Origin of the sequence: Hyphomicrobium sp. ghe19, assembly GCF_902712875.1 — a bacterium.
GTDB lineage: Bacteria > Pseudomonadota > Alphaproteobacteria > Rhizobiales > Hyphomicrobiaceae > Hyphomicrobium_B.
The window spans coordinates 1781712-1796049 of sequence record NZ_LR743509.1 but is presented as its reverse complement, the minus strand read 5'-3'; the positions used below and the strand labels follow the sequence as shown (position 1 = coordinate 1796049).

Genomic DNA, 14338 nt, shown 5'->3' with positions numbered 1-14338 from the left:
TAATCCCTGTACTTATCGTCAGCACAACGCATAATGTTGCACGGGGAGGCTCTTGCCGTGCCAATACCAATATTTCTGATTAATCTGGACCGTTCGAAAGACCGCTTGGCATATATGCGGCGCCAAGCGGCGGAGCTTGGCTTGCAGATGGAGCGACTTCCGGCAGTCGAAGGGCGCAACGTCCCTGAGTGGCTGCGCAGCGAGTTCACCCCGAGCACCCGGATGAGCGACGGCGAAGTCGGTTGCTACGCCAGCCATTTGGTCGCCGCGCGCACGATCGTCGCCAGAGATCTGCCATACGCGATCGTGCTCGAAGACGACGCCGAACTATCAGCCGGTTTCAACGCGATCGCGGCTCGGGCAGTAGCGAGCGTACCAGCAGATTGGGATTACCTGCATTTGTGTACACGCTTCAAAAAGACGGTAGTTAGGGTAGTGGCTATCGACGGAGAGCACAGTCTGGTCCGCTATCCGTTACCGCCCTCGAGAACGGCTGCTTATATTCTGTCGAATGCAGGCGCACGGAAATGGCTTGCACCCATGCAACGAGTCCGCGCCATTGATTTGGATAATCGCTTTGCCTGGCAACAGGACTTGAAAGTCTATGGCGTCTTTCCCGCAATCGCGGAGGGATGCAGCGGTTCGGCGTCTACCGTGCGTGCTAAAGCCCCAAAGCGGCAAAAGCCGTCATTCCCTTCTATGGTCTACGGCATGTTCTGGTCGATGCGCGAGATTGGTATCACCATCTACCTGAAGGCAATGGCACTCGATGCCGTCAACTCACTGCGCAAGCATGCAACAGGCGTGGCGCGTGTATCCGTCATCGATAACAATCTCATGCATTGACCAGCACAGTCCCCCCGATCTCAATTTCGCATAATATATATTATGGAAACTATTGAGTGGACCACCATATGTATCAATACGATACGGCGGATCCACTCGGCGGTAATTTCTGCCGATCCGAGTTGGATCGGCAGACCGAAGCCTACTTCTCGGCTTTCTCGTGGTGCTCCGCGACGAAGGCGTTGAGCAGCCTCACGCCCCAGCCGGCACCCCAGCTCTGGTTCGTGTCGTTGCGGCTGCCGTCCATCGCGGTGCCGGCGAGATCGATATGGCTCCAAGCCGTGTCCTTCTGCACGAACCGTTGCAGGAAGGCTGCGGCGGTTGCAGCACCTGCCCAGCGCCCGCCGGCGTTCTTCATGTCGGCGTTCTTGGAATCCATCATCTTGTCGAATGCCTTGTCGAGCGGCATGCGCCAGACTTTTTCGCCGGTCGCCCGTGATGCCGACAGCAACTCGTCCGCAAGCTTGTCGTCGTTCGAGAAGAGACCAGCATACTCTTTGCCGAGAGCGACCATGATGGCGCCGGTCAGCGTCGCGAGATCGATGATGACCTTCGGCTTGAACTGTTCCTGCGCGTACCAGAGCACGTCGGCTAGCACGAGGCGGCCTTCGGCATCGGTGTTGATCACTTCGATCGTCTGGCCCGACATCGACTTCACGATGTCGCCCGGACGAACAGCGTTGCCGGACGGCATGTTCTCGACGCAGCCGATCAGTCCGACGGCGTTGACGTTCGCCTTGCGCTCCGCGAGAGCGTGCATCGTCCCGATCACGGCGGCCGCGCCGCCCATGTCGCCCTTCATGTCCTCCATGCCGGCGGCAGGCTTGATAGATATGCCGCCGGTATCGAAGACGACGCCCTTGCCGACAAAGCAAACCGGCTTCTGCTTCTTGTTGCCCTTGGCGCCGTTCCAAACCATGACGGCAAGGCGAGACGGCCTGACGCTTCCCTGACCGACGCAAAGAAGCGAGCCCATGCCGAGCTTTTCCATGTCCTTGACGTCGAGGATTTCGACGCTGACACCGAGCTTTTCGAGGGATTTTGTCTTCTCGGCGAGTTCGACCGGCCCGAGAATATTTGCGGGCTCATTGACGAGATCGCGAGCCACGTTGACGCCGTTGGCAACGGCCTTCAGCGGCTGGAATGCGGCCTTCGCCTTGTCGGGATGCGGCACGTGAATGACGAGCTTCTTCAAGCCGTCCTTGTCCGCTCCGTCTTCCCCGGATTTCTTCGTCAGGTACTTTTTGAAGTTGTAGTGGCGTAGCAGAGCGCCCTGCGCCATCAGCGCGCCAGCTTCATCGGCGGAGATATTGCCCGAGGCTTCCGCGTCGACGATCACGCTTGCCGCCGACGTCTTGCGATTTTGAATGGCGCCCAATATCGCGCCGCCGAGATCGACGAGCTGCAGATCGGTGAGCGTCGCGGACTTTCCGAGACCGCCGAGGATCAGCCTGTCGATGCCAAGTTTCGCCGGAGCCAGAATCTCGATCGTCGACTTGTATTTGCCTTTGAAGTCGGCGGCAGCTGCAGCCTTGCTCAGCGCGCTTGCGGATTTCGTCTCGAGCTCACGAGCCCGGGAGCCAAGAACCAAGCCATCGCCCGCCAATGCGACAGTTACAGATTCAGTCTCGGCGTTGAGCGGCGCGAACGTGACTTCGAGGCGGTCGGACATTTTCAAAGCGACTCCAGGTTGAGAGGTGATCGGGGCCAGAGATTCGAGGCCAGGAATTTTAGACAAGGAATTTAAGGCGTGGGATTCGAGACCAGAGATTCGGGGCCAGGAATTGAAGGCCGGGGATGGAGACAGGGTGCCGGGATGCGGACGCCGATCCGCAGGTTTTCCCACACTGTCACGGCAGCGACAGAAGGGGCAAGCACCGGTGGCTAGGCGGCACAACTTAGTCGTTCACGAAGGCGTGGCAAGCGAGCCTTTGCAAACGCCCTTCCCTCCAAGCCGCTTTCGCGATCTAAGCAATTGTGCCGAAAGAACGATTTTTGCGATCGGCCGAACGGCCAGGAAACGGCGAACAGCCGAAATTCCGCCACTGTGCTATGGGAGCCGGACGTATCCCCACAGGAGCCGGTGATGGGGAGATTGCTTCGGCGGGGTGGCCGGAGGGGGGAGAGCGGCTAACGCATGCGAATTTTTTCGAGATACGTCTTCCGGCAGGCAACGAGCGCGTTTCTGCTCATACTGGCGTCGTTGACGGGCATCGTCTGGATTGCGCTGGCGCTGCGCCAGTTCAACGTCGTGACGAGCCAGGGTCAGGACACCTGGATGCTCATCAAGATGACGTCCCTCGCCGTGCCCAATCTCATGGCGATCATCGCCCCGTTTTCGTTTTTGATCGCAGCCCTTCAAACGCTCAATCGCCTGAATACCGATAGCGAACTCATCGTCCTGTCGGCTGCTGGTTCCAAAGTCTGGACAGTGGCGCGACCGTTGATCCTGCTGGCTTTGCTCGTCAGCATCTTTCTCGCATTCGTCGGCCACCTCGCGCAGCCGTGGAGCATGCGCCTCTTGAGCGATTATCTGGTGCAGGTCAGAAGCGATCTCCTGACCCAGGTCATCCAGCCCGGGCGCTTTTCCAGTCCCGAACCCGACCTGATGTTTCATATCCGCGACCGCTCGGCAGACGGCGAGCTTCTCGGACTTGTCATGCATGATACCCGCGACAAGTCCCAGTCCCAGAGCTACCTCGCCGAGCACGGATCGATCGTGAAGCAGGACGGAACGGCCTATCTCGTCATGTCGACCGGCCACATCATCCGGCGGACGGATGCCGACGCTCCGCCGCAGATCGTTGCTTTCGATAAATACGTCGTTGACCTCGACCGGTTCGAATCCCAGGACGACGGCTCGGGCGAAAAGAAGCCCCGTGAGCGCTATTGGGACGAACTCGTGCACCCGAGCGCGGACTCGAAAATATTCAAGAATTCCCCCGGCCAGTTCCGCGCCGAAATTCACGAACGCCTCGTCGGCCCACTTTATCCGATCGCGTTTGTGTTCCTCATCGTCGCCTTTGTGGGCCAAGCGAGATCCACCCGATCCAGCCGAATGCAAACCCTTGTCCTGACATTCCTTTTCGCCGCCACCTGCCGAATGGCTGGATTGGCGTTGAACAGTGCCGTGACGCGGGACGCCTCGATGCTCATCGCCCTCTACGGGGTCCCGATCGGAGCCATCGTTCTGTCGTTGATCGTCATCAAGAACTCTGACCGGCAGAAGTCGGGGATCTCGATCTTTGGACGCGCGGCCGATGCGATGTCGGGAACAATCGAAAGGGTTCTTCGTCTCGTCTTGCCGCGCCGGAAGGTGGCGCCATGATTCGCTCGTTCACCCTCTCGCGCTACATCGCCAGGTTGTTCTTCGTCGCGATTGCATCCACCCTCGCCGTTTGCGCGCTCCTGATCTTCATGATCGACTTCGTCGAGTTGCTTCGCCAATCGAGCAAGTACGGCAACGTTCCAGTTGGAACGCTCGTCGGAATTGCCCTGCTCCGCCTCAGCGCCTACGTGGAATTTCTGATCGGGTTCGCGGTCCTCGTCGGCACGATCAGCGCCCTCCTGTATCTCAATCGCAAAAGCGAACTCGCCGTCATGCGTGCCGGCGGCATGTCTGTCTGGCAATTTCTGGCTCCTGGGTTGACGGTCGGACTTATGGTCGGCGTCTTCGCCGTGACCGTCTACAACCCACTCGCCGCCCGCGGCCGGGCCAAATCCGAACAGGTGTTCGCCAAGGCTTTCGGCAACGATACCAATCTCTTGCGCGCCCAAGGCGGCGGCTCCTGGATCACGCAGAACGGCGTCGACGGGGAATCGGTTTTGGGGGCTGCGGCCGCGACGAACCGGGGTCTGACGCTGAACGGCGTTATGATCTTCGCTTATGATCGCGATGGGCATTTTTCCGAGCGTGTAGACGCCGCTCAGGCCGAACTCAAAGATGGCTATTGGCAGCTGACGGACGCCTGGGTTTCACGCCTCGGCCAGCAGCCCGAGAAATTCACGTCCTACCTCGTCTCGACCTACCTCACACCCGACCGGGTCCAGGAGGCTCTCGGCACAGTTTTCTCGGTATCCTTTTGGGATCTCCCGGAGCTTATAGAAGCTGCTGATAAGGCGAAACTTTCAACCGAGCGCCTCAGGGTGCAGTACGAGTCCCTGCTGGTTCGCCCTTTGCTCTGTGTGGCAATGGTCCTTTTGGCAGCAACTGTGTCATTGCGGTCATTCCGCTCAGGTGGCATCCAGACTATGGTTACGACTGGAATGGTCGGTGGGGTCGGGTTCTTCTTGCTCTCGGAAATCGCGAGACAAATTGGCATCGCAGGTTTGGCGCCGGCGTGGGCCGCGGCATGGTTGCCCGTTGCCCTGGTTTTAATCATCGCAACCACGGTGCTGTTGCACCAGGAGGACGGTTGAGTGATGCGTGAAGGGCGGATACCGCAAGAGGGTTGCGGGCCGTTGAGCGAGGGTTCCAGCCGCCGCCAGGCGCGCCGGGCCGCTCGTGCGCTTCTGCGCCTCGTTCTCGTCAGCTTCATTGCCTCCTTCTCGACCTTTGCGCAGGCGCAGGGCATCGATTCCAGCGGCGCAACGCTGCCCAATGCGAAAAAGAACAAGTCGTCGTTCGGAGCTGCAAATTCGCCGGGCACGATCTTCGGCAAGGTCAACACGAATATCGATCGCGCGCAGCCCATGCGCTTGCAGGGCGACCAGCTGATCTACGATAAGTCCGGCGATCGCGTAATTTCGCGCGGCAATGTCGAAATCTTTTACAACAACTACATCCTGACCGCCGATGAAGTCGTCTACGACCAGAGCGGCGGAACGCTGACGGCCGTCGGCAACGTCACGCTGAAAGAGCCCCAGGGCAACATCGTCCACGCCGACCGCTACACGCTGACCGATGACTTCCGCGACGGTTTCGTGTCGGCATTGTCGATCGTCTCGGCCGACAAGTCCCACATCTCAGCCGACCGCGCGACTCGCCGCGAAGGCAACATCACCGAATTCGAGAACGGCAAATTCACGCCGTGCCAAAGCGATGGCAACACGCCTCCCCTTTGGTGCATCAGCGCCGCGCGCATCATTCACGATCAGGAAGCGGCGACCCTCACCTACCAGGACGCGTATTTCCAGATCTACGGACAGCCGATCTTCTATCTGCCCTACTTCCAGAGCCCCGATCCGTCAGTGAAGCGGAAGTCCGGCTTCTTGACGCCTGACTACGGCCACTCGTCGACGCTCGGTTACATCACCGGCATTCCCTATTTCTGGAACCTCGCGCCGAACTACGACGTCACGTTCGAGCCGCTCTACATGAGCGATCAGGGCCTCTTCCTGAAGGGCGAGTGGCGCCATCGTCTCGCCAACGGCGAATACACCGTTAAGCTCGCCGGTATCGACCAGAACTTCAAAGATCTACCGGGCGATCCAGTAGCGAATGAGAAACTCGACGGCTTCCGGGGCAGCGTCGAGACGCACGGCCTGTTCTCGTTGTCGAGCTGGTGGAAATTCGGCTGGGATGCGATCGTCGAAAGCGACGATCAGTTCCGCCGCTTCTATAAGCTCGACAGCGTTCTGGTTACCGATCGCGTCAATCAGGTCTACCTGACCGGACAATCCGATCGGAACTACTTCAACGCGACGCTTTATCAGTTCGGCGGCCTGTTGACGGACGACACGCCGAGAACCGAAAGCTACACGCACCCGATCATCAACTACAATTATGTGTTCGCCGACCCGGTCGCCGGCGGCGAACTCAAATGGAATACCAATGTCCTGAGCTTCACCCGCGCGGACGGTTCGACCACCGGCACTCCCTCTGATCCCCGTCAGACCGACCAGAACATCAACCGGGTCATCACCGAGCTCAAATGGCGCCGCCGCCTCACCGATCGGTTAGGCATCAGCTACACGCCGTTCGCCGACGTGCGCGGCGATATCTACGGCTACGATAACGTTACGAATCCTCAGTCGGTCGTCCTCAACGCTGCGGGCACCGAGGTTGTATCGTCCGAACAATTCTCCTCGACCGTCACGCGCGGCGTCGTCGACGGCGGTGTCCTGGTGTCCTATCCCTGGGTCGCAAACAGCTCGGTCGGATCGCACATCATCGAACCCATCGGGCAAGTCGTCGTGCACCAGGAAAGCCTTCCGCAACGCCGGCTGCCGAACGAAGACGCCCAGAGCCTCGTTTTCGACGACACCAACCTGTTCGCGACTTCGAAGTTTTCGGGCTACGACCGCATTGAAACGGGTACGCGCGTCAACGCCGGTCTGCAGTACACTTTCCAGTCCAACGACGGCGGCTATGCGCGGTTCCTGGCGGGCCAGAGCTATCAGCTGTCCGGCGAGAACGCCTATTTGTTCCCCGGCCGGACCGACGACGGCAACTTCACCTTTAACCCCGCTAACGGTCTTGAGACGCGGAATTCCGACTACGTTCTCGGCGCCTATTTCGCCCCCATCGCCGATTTCCGGATTATTTCGCAGAGCCGGTTTGACCAATCCACGTTCGCTTTGAGACGCCAGGATCTTGCCGCCGTCGCCAAATACGGGCCGCTGTCGGTTCAGACCGGCTATTCATATGACGCCGCGGCCTTGTTTACCAACCCTGACGATCTAGTGCCGGGCACGACTCCTCCCATCGCTACTCCGACGCGCCTCGAGGAAATCCTGGGCTCGGCGACCTTGCAGCTGACCAACCGTTGGAGCCTCGGTGGCTCGACGCGTTACGACCTTGAGACTGGCAATTTCCGCTACGATAGCGTGAGCGTTAAGTACGCCGACGAATGCTTCGTGCTGACTGCCTCCTACATACAGTCGAACTACTCCGATCTCTCGATCGAGCCCGACCAGACGGTCATGCTGCGGTTCGAATTTAAGCATCTCGGAGATTTTGCGGCGACGACCGGCAACCTCGACTTCAACATGGGCGGCGACCAGCGTACGAACTGATCCCGGCTGCCCGCGTCCCGGCCCCTGTACCCAACGGAGACCGGATTTTGGCCACTCTTGATGTGGATAAGGCCGGGGTATCGGGCGTGGCTGCGGTATCCTGACGTCCGCGCCGATTCGGACCTATGGAAGTCGTAAAAAGCATGCCCTCGCCACGGACCATTACCGCTCAATTTCCCTCGCTAGCTGCGCGATGCGGTCTCGCAGGTCTCGCGAGCGTCGCCTTTTCGTTCGCCGTCGCGGCTCAGGGCGGCACGGTTGCGGTAACCGGCGACGGCACGTCGTCACTTCCGAAACCGGCGGTCGGAGACACGGCCACCGGAGAATCTACCGATACGCAGGGCAAAGGCAAAAATCAGAAGAAGAAATCACCACCGGCAGGTGCCAGAGAATCGGCCGGCCGGGATTCGGCACCCCCCTCGAGCGACCAGCGCGCGATAGCCGCTCTCGTGAACGACGAGCCGATCACCGGCTACGAACTCGAGCAACGCGGGATGATGCTGAGCGGCTCGACGATTCAGAATCAGGCCAAAGCCAACTTCGAAGCCATCATCAAGAATCCGAAGACGTCCGATCGGCTCAAGGCGCTGCTTCAGGAAACGGTCAAGGCAAACGAGGGAAAATCGCGGGACGAGATCATTGCAATTTTCGAGCGCCGCAAAAAAGAATTCGGGATGAGCCTGCAGAAGCAGGCGTTCGAAAGCGCCAGGAATTCAGCTATGCCCGCCATGAAGAAGCAGGCCCTGGAAGAACTCATCGATGACCGGCTGAAGATGCAGGAAGCGAAAAAGCAGAGCGTCACGATCGAAGATGCCGAGATCGACCGGATCGTTTCCGGCATTGCAGAACGAAATAAATTGACGGTCGACCAATTCGCGAAGCAGATGGGCGGCAGCCTCGACCCGATCAAGACCCGCATCCGGGCCACCCTCTCGTGGAATGAAGTCGTCCGCCGCCGCTTTGGGCCGTTGATCAATATCACCAACAGAGATGTTGATAAGCTCGTCGCGGCCACCTCCGTCGCCGGCAACGACGACGTCGAACTGCAGGTGCAGCGCGTCCGCATATCGATGCCGGTCAAGATCGACGAAAAGGGCGTCGCCGAGCGCATTCAAGAAGCTGATAAACTGCGCTCGAAGTTCACCGGCTGCCAGACGACGGCGGCCGCGGCAACCGGCGTCCCCGGTGCGACCTTCGAGGATCTTGGAAAACGCCGGCCATCGGCCATTTCAGAACCGACCCGCACACTTCTCGTCAACGCCGCCGACGGCGAGATGCTGCCGCCGAACGTAAACGACGGGGCGATCGAGCTTTGGGTCGTTTGCGGACGGACCGTGGTGAAGGCGGTGGATGAAAAGCGCAACCAGGCCGAGGGCGAACTCAAGCAGAAAGAGTTCGAGCTGATGGCCAAGCGCTACCTCAAAGACCTTCGCGAGGACGCCCACATCGAGTACCGGATAAATGTCGGCTCCCGCTAAGGGGACGCGCGCGAACCTGGTACACGCCACATGACACTGACGCCCACAACGCCGGCGCCCCGGAAACAGGCGCCCCAGAAACTGCCGCCTATGGCGCTGACGATGGGCGACGCCGCCGGCATCGGCCCCGAGCTCGCCCTCCAGGCCTGGAAAGACCGTTTCGTCGATAAATTACCGAAGTTCGTATTCTACGCCGACGTCGATATGATGCGCGCAGTTGCTCGCTCGGCTGGCGTCGATCCCGCCATCATCGTACCCGTTACGAATGCGTTGGCCGCCGCGGAGCTCTTCGACGAGGCGCTGCCGGTCATTCCCATTCCGCTCGCAGAACCTGCAAAGCCCGGCGCGCCCACTGTCACCAATGGCCCCGCAACGATCCTCGCTATCCGCCGCGCCGTCGCCGATGTCGCCGCGGGACGCGCCTCCGCGGTCGTGACAAACCCGATCGCGAAGTCGGTGCTGTACGGCGCAGGCTTCGAATTTCCCGGACATACCGAGTATCTGGGCGCGCTCGCTGCGGAATTCTGGCCGGGAGAGCCCTCCACTCCCGTGATGATGCTCGCCTCGTCGCAGTTGCGCGTTGTCCCGCTGACGATTCACGTCCCGCTGAAGGACGTGCCTTCCCTTCTGACTTTCGATAAAATCGTAGAAACCGCACGCATCATGGCGGCATCGCTCAAACGCGACTTCGGCATTTCAAATCCCCGCATCGCCGTTGCAGGACTGAACCCGCACGCGGGCGAAGACGGCGCGCTCGGCTCGGAAGATGCCGAGATCATACGGCCGGCCGTCGAAGTCCTGAGAGCTGAGGGGCTTGACGTGACGGGGCCCCACGCCGCCGATACGATGTTTCACGACGCGGCGCGAAAGACCTATGATGCGGCGCTCGCCATGTATCACGATCAAGGATTGATCCCGATCAAGACGCTCTCATTCGACGAAGGGGTCAACGCAACGATCGGCCTACCGTTCGTCCGCACCTCACCCGATCACGGCACGGCATTCGCGATCGCCGGCAAGGGTCTCGCGTCCGCGGCAAGCCTTAAAGCCGCTTTGAAACTCGCTGGCGAGATGAGCGCACGCAGATCTCTCGCGTCCGCACCATGAAAGCCCCCGAGCCCCTTCACCGTGAAGGCCCCGATGGACTGCCGCCACTCCGCGAGGTCATCGAACGCTACGGCCTGAGCGCCAAGAAATCTCTTGGCCAGAATTTTCTGCTCGACCTCAATCTGACGCGCAAGATCGCACGCCTCGCCGGTGATTTGAGCGAGCGCACCGTTGTGGAAGTCGGCCCCGGACCCGGCGGACTGACCCGCGCACTTCTGATCGAAGGCGCGAAACGCGTCATCGCGATCGAACGCGACGATCGCTGTCTCCCAGCGCTCGCCGATATCTCGGAGCGCTTCCCCGGACGGTTGGACGTCCACGCGGACGATGCACTCAATGCCGATTGGCCGAAACTGCTGGAAGGCGCTGGCCCGGTGACGGTCGCGGCGAACCTGCCCTACGGCATCGCCTCGCTGCTCCTCGTGAACTGGCTCGAAGCCGAACCCTGGCCACCATGGTACGACCGCATGGTTCTGATGTTCCAGCGCGAGGTTGCCGAACGCATCGTCGCCGCGCCGAAGTCCAAGGCGTACGGCCGGCTTTCCGTTCTCGCGCAGTGGCGAACGGAGGCGAAGATCGTCCTCAATCTGCCGCCGGAGGCTTTCACGCCGCCACCGAAAGTTGCATCAGCTATTGTCGAGTTTCGCCCGCGGGCAAAGCCCGAACCCGCCTGCCGCGTTGCGACGCTGGCCCGCGTGACGGGCGCAGCCTTCGGTCAACGCCGCAAGATGCTCCGTTCGAGCTTGAAGCAATTGACGCCGTTTCCGGAGCTTCTTCTCCAACGCGCGGAGCTCTCGCCCGAAAAGCGCGCGGAAGAATTGTCCGTTTCGGACTTCGCCCGCCTCGCAGCAATTCTCGACCAGGCCGCCACGGCGAACGATTAAAGCGCGGACTGCAATTTGCGAACGAAGTCGGAAAGCCCCAAGAGCCGCGCCCGTTTCAATCGTTCGGCCGAGAGGATCGCCAGCGCCGCAGCGGTGCTCTGCTCGATCTCGGAGTTGACGATCACGTAATCGTATTCCGGCCAGTGGCTGATCTCAGAAGATGCCGCCGCCATGCGTTTCGCAACGACGTCCGCCGGATCCTGTGCACGCGATTTCAGCCGGCCCTCGAGCACGTCGCCCGACGGCGGCAGAACGAACACCCGCACGACATCGTCTCGCATTTTGCCAGACAACTGCTGGGCGCCCTGCCAGTCGATGTCGAAGAGAACGTCTTTACCCGCTCCGATGGCATTTTCGACGGGAGCGCGCGGCGTGCCGTAATAGTTGTCGAAGACGCGCGCCCATTCGAGAAGCTCGCCGCGATCCTTCATGATTTCGAACGCTGCATGGTCGACGAAATGATAGTCGACGCCATCCGTTTCGCCCGGACGCGGCTGCCGCGTCGTAACCGAAACCGACATCTCGATGTTGTCGTCGGCAGCGAGCACGCGTCGGGCAAGCGTCGTTTTTCCCGCGCCCGACGGCGACGAGACGATGTAGAGCAATCCCCGTCGCGCGATGCTAGGCCCCGCAACGTTCTTGTTGTTTGGATTGCCGTTCGGATTGTCCGCGGTGTTCTTGGTCATTCTATTCGACATTTTGCACTTGTTCGCGAAGCTGGTCGATGACCGTCTTCAACTGCAGGCCCAGCCGGGTGACGTCGACCGCGTTCGCTTTCGAGCAAAGCGTATTGGCTTCGCGGTTGAATTCCTGCGCCAGAAAATCGAGCTTCCGCCCGACTGCCCCAGGTTCGCTGATGATATCGCGGGCGCCCGACACGTGGGCGGCAAGCCGCTGCAGTTCTTCCTCGACGTCGGCGCGCGTCGCCATGAGCATGGCTTCCTGATGGAGCCGGTCTTGATCGAGTGCCGCTGTCGTCTCGAAGAGGCGAGCCATCGCATCCTTCAACCGCGCGACGATGGCTTCCGGCGACCGGGAAGGCGATGCACGCACCTCTCCCGCCAGGCGTTCGATCTGAGCGAGCTGATCGCGAACGATATCGGCGAGACGCGTGCCCTCGGCGCGCCGCGCTTCGGCAAGCTTGTCGAGCGTGGCTTCGAGGCTGCGCAAGACAGCGCTTTCACGCGCCGCACGTGCTTCGCTGTCCTCGACCGCTTGATCCGCAGTCTCGAGTACGCCTTTGATCATGAGGAACTGTGCAGCATCGGGCTTCGCTGCGCCCGACAACGCGGATACCCGGTCGGCGGCCTTAATTACGTCGGCCAGCACGAGTTCGTTCAAGCGCACGGAGCCGTTTCCCTGCTGCCGTTCGAGCGCGAGGGATAGCGCAATGCTTCCGCGGGCAAACCGCTTTGAAACGGCGTCGCGCGCGGCGACTTCGAGCCCCTCGTAGCCGGGCGGCAGACGCAGCCGAACGTCGAGGCCGCGGCCGTTGACGCTGCGCGCTTCCCACGTCCACGCCAGGCCATCGGCCGAGCCATCGACACGGGCAAATCCCGTCATGCTGGAAATTGTCATAAGGAAAGATCTCGTCGACGGGGGTGAGCTAGCGGCGCGCAACTTAACGGGTCACGCCGCCCCCGCCAACAGGAGTTGTGATCAGGTGCGCTCTATTGCTGCTGCTTCTTCGGTTTCCGGACGGGCAAGGGAACGTCCGTCGTATTCGCCGAAGAAACAGGAGCCTGCGACCCGTCGTCGGCGCCGTTGGCCGAGGTCGCCGGAGCCGAGGTCTTGGCGGCTTTCTGCCCCTTCGTCGCGACCGGGCTCTTGGGCGCGGAATCGGGCCCCTGAGGGATCGGAACGGTGCCCGTATCCTGATCCGAAGTGTCGCTTGCCCCCTGCTTGGCTTTCGCCTGCTTCTCGACCTGCCGCCATTTCTGGACGGCCGAATTATGATCTTTCAGCGTTTCCGAGAAAGTATGGCCGCCAGTACCGTCGGCGACGAAATAGAGATCGGACGTTTTCGCCGGATGTAATGCGGCCTCGATTGTGGATTTACCCGGGTTGCAGATAGGTCCTGGCGGCAAGCCGTTGATTTGGTAAGTGTTATACGGCGACTTGGTATCGATATCGGCCCGCGTGATGCCGCGGCCCAAAACGCCCTGGCCGCCGACGATGCCGTAAATGATCGTGGGATCGGATTGCAGCCGCATTCCCTTCCGCAGCCGATTGTAGAAAACGGCCGCCACGCGATCGCGCTCGTCCTGACGGCCCGTTTCCTTCTCGACGATCGAGGCGAACGTCACCAGCTCTTCGACGGATCTAACGGGAAGATCGGGATCGCGCTGTTCCCAGAGTTCGGTCATGACCTTCTCCATCCCGTCCCGCATCCGGTCCAGGATCTCGTTCCGCGAAGCGCCCTTCGAAAAATAATAAGTATCGGGAAGGAGCGTGCCTTCGGGGGGAATGCTCGTGATCTCGCCGCTGAGGTTCGGCTCGGCCTTGAGCCGCTCGACGATCTGCTCGCTCGTCAGGCCTTCAGGTAAGGTCGCCTTGTAGAGGATCGACTTGCCCTCGGCGAGCGTATCGATCACCTCCCGCATGGAGGCGTGTTCCTTGATTTCGTATTCGCCTGCGCGAAGCTCGGACGTCTTTCGGCCGCCGAGGAAACCTTGCAGCAGATAGCCGCCAACGAAAGTCCATCGATTGGTGATGACGCCGTCTTTTTCCAGGCGCTCGGCGATCGCGATGCGGCCTTCGCCCTTTGGGATCACGACGGTGCGCGGCGCATCGAGCGGGCCGGGACTTTCGAACTGATTGAAAATGGCGAACGCCGTTCCGCCGACGAGCACCATCACGATGAGTGATACCGTCAGGACGCTGCTGATGACGCGCACGAATCCGCTCAGGGCGCGCGACGGCTCACGCGCCTGGACGCCGCGTGGACGGCCCGGCGCACGACCCGGCTCCAACCGTTCGGCGGGGCTTCGAGCTCCAGCAGTCCGAGACGTTCTGTTCCCGTCCGGCCGCTTTCTGTTTTGACTCATGATACCGCGAGCACCGTCC

11 protein-coding genes are annotated in these 14338 nt (G+C 60.8%); 7 read left to right on the top strand and 4 right to left on the bottom strand.

Annotated elements, in window-relative coordinates; translation table 11 throughout:
- The first annotated feature begins 33 nt into the window (after window positions 1-33).
- Window positions 34-846: a glycosyltransferase family 25 protein gene (locus tag AACL53_RS08530; RefSeq protein ID WP_339084062.1), complete on the top strand. Its 813-nt coding sequence runs from the start codon at window positions 34-36 to the stop codon at window positions 844-846.
- Window positions 847-988: 142 nt separating this feature from the next.
- Here AACL53_RS08530 and AACL53_RS08525 read toward each other — a convergent pair whose 3' ends face one another.
- Window positions 989-2518, bottom strand: coding sequence for a leucyl aminopeptidase (locus AACL53_RS08525; RefSeq protein WP_339084061.1), 1530 nt, complete (start codon window positions 2516-2518; stop codon window positions 989-991).
- Window positions 2519-2983: 465 nt separating this feature from the next.
- Between AACL53_RS08525 and lptF the strand changes: the two genes are divergently transcribed.
- From lptF to rsmA, 6 genes are all read left to right on the top strand, one after another.
- Window positions 2984-4174, top strand: a complete 1191-nt coding sequence (gene lptF, locus AACL53_RS08520) for an LPS export ABC transporter permease LptF (protein ID WP_339084060.1) — start codon at window positions 2984-2986, stop codon at window positions 4172-4174.
- Complete coding sequence (gene lptG / locus AACL53_RS08515; protein ID WP_339084059.1) at window positions 4171-5265, top strand: LPS export ABC transporter permease LptG; 1095 nt, start codon at window positions 4171-4173, stop codon at window positions 5263-5265. The genes lptF and lptG overlap by 4 nt, the downstream gene beginning before the upstream one ends.
- A gap of 3 nt (window positions 5266-5268) precedes the next feature.
- The gene (locus AACL53_RS08510; RefSeq protein WP_339084058.1) at window positions 5269-7803 is read left to right on the top strand and encodes an LPS-assembly protein LptD; all 2535 of its coding nucleotides are present in this window, start codon (window positions 5269-5271) and stop codon (window positions 7801-7803) included.
- Between the two features lie 143 nt (window positions 7804-7946).
- Window positions 7947-9281, top strand: a complete 1335-nt coding sequence (locus tag AACL53_RS08505) for a peptidylprolyl isomerase (RefSeq protein ID WP_339084057.1) — start codon at window positions 7947-7949, stop codon at window positions 9279-9281.
- A gap of 30 nt (window positions 9282-9311) precedes the next feature.
- Window positions 9312-10388: a 4-hydroxythreonine-4-phosphate dehydrogenase PdxA gene (pdxA, locus tag AACL53_RS08500; protein WP_339084056.1), complete on the top strand. Its 1077-nt coding sequence runs from the start codon at window positions 9312-9314 to the stop codon at window positions 10386-10388.
- Complete coding sequence (gene rsmA, locus AACL53_RS08495) at window positions 10385-11272, top strand: 16S rRNA (adenine(1518)-N(6)/adenine(1519)-N(6))-dimethyltransferase RsmA (protein ID WP_339084055.1); 888 nt, start codon at window positions 10385-10387, stop codon at window positions 11270-11272. Before pdxA ends, rsmA begins: the two co-directional genes overlap by 4 nt.
- On the opposite strand, the gene gmk is transcribed toward rsmA, so the two are convergent.
- From gmk to mltG, 3 genes are all read right to left on the bottom strand, one after another.
- Entirely contained in the window at window positions 11269-11970 is a 702-nt protein-coding gene (gene gmk / locus AACL53_RS08490) for a guanylate kinase (RefSeq protein ID WP_339084054.1), read from the bottom strand. The genes rsmA and gmk overlap by 4 nt on opposite strands.
- Window positions 11960-12850, bottom strand: a complete 891-nt coding sequence (locus tag AACL53_RS08485) for a YicC/YloC family endoribonuclease (RefSeq protein ID WP_339084053.1) — start codon at window positions 12848-12850, stop codon at window positions 11960-11962. The genes gmk and AACL53_RS08485 overlap by 11 nt, the downstream gene beginning before the upstream one ends.
- 92 nt (window positions 12851-12942) lie before the next feature.
- Window positions 12943-14169: an endolytic transglycosylase MltG gene (gene mltG / locus AACL53_RS08480; RefSeq protein ID WP_339084052.1), complete on the bottom strand. Its 1227-nt coding sequence runs from the start codon at window positions 14167-14169 to the stop codon at window positions 12943-12945.
- Window positions 14170-14338 lie beyond the last annotated feature (169 nt).

Bases quoted from the DNA above. Each gene is read 5' to 3' on its own strand.
- AACL53_RS08530 (WP_339084062.1), top strand. From the start codon at position 34: ATGTTGCACGGGGAGGCTCTTGCCGTGCCAATACCAATATTTCTGATT.
- AACL53_RS08525 (WP_339084061.1), bottom strand. From the start codon at position 2,518: ATGTCCGACCGCCTCGAAGTCACGTTCGCGCCGCTCAACGCCGAGACT.
- lptF (WP_339084060.1), top strand. From the start codon at position 2,984: ATGCGAATTTTTTCGAGATACGTCTTCCGGCAGGCAACGAGCGCGTTT.
- lptG (WP_339084059.1), top strand. From the start codon at position 4,171: ATGATTCGCTCGTTCACCCTCTCGCGCTACATCGCCAGGTTGTTCTTC.
- AACL53_RS08510 (WP_339084058.1), top strand. From the start codon at position 5,269: ATGCGTGAAGGGCGGATACCGCAAGAGGGTTGCGGGCCGTTGAGCGAG.
- AACL53_RS08505 (WP_339084057.1), top strand. From the start codon at position 7,947: ATGCCCTCGCCACGGACCATTACCGCTCAATTTCCCTCGCTAGCTGCG.
- pdxA (WP_339084056.1), top strand. From the start codon at position 9,312: ATGACACTGACGCCCACAACGCCGGCGCCCCGGAAACAGGCGCCCCAG.
- rsmA (WP_339084055.1), top strand. From the start codon at position 10,385: ATGAAAGCCCCCGAGCCCCTTCACCGTGAAGGCCCCGATGGACTGCCG.
- gmk (WP_339084054.1), bottom strand. From the start codon at position 11,970: ATGTCGAATAGAATGACCAAGAACACCGCGGACAATCCGAACGGCAAT.
- AACL53_RS08485 (WP_339084053.1), bottom strand. From the start codon at position 12,850: ATGACAATTTCCAGCATGACGGGATTTGCCCGTGTCGATGGCTCGGCC.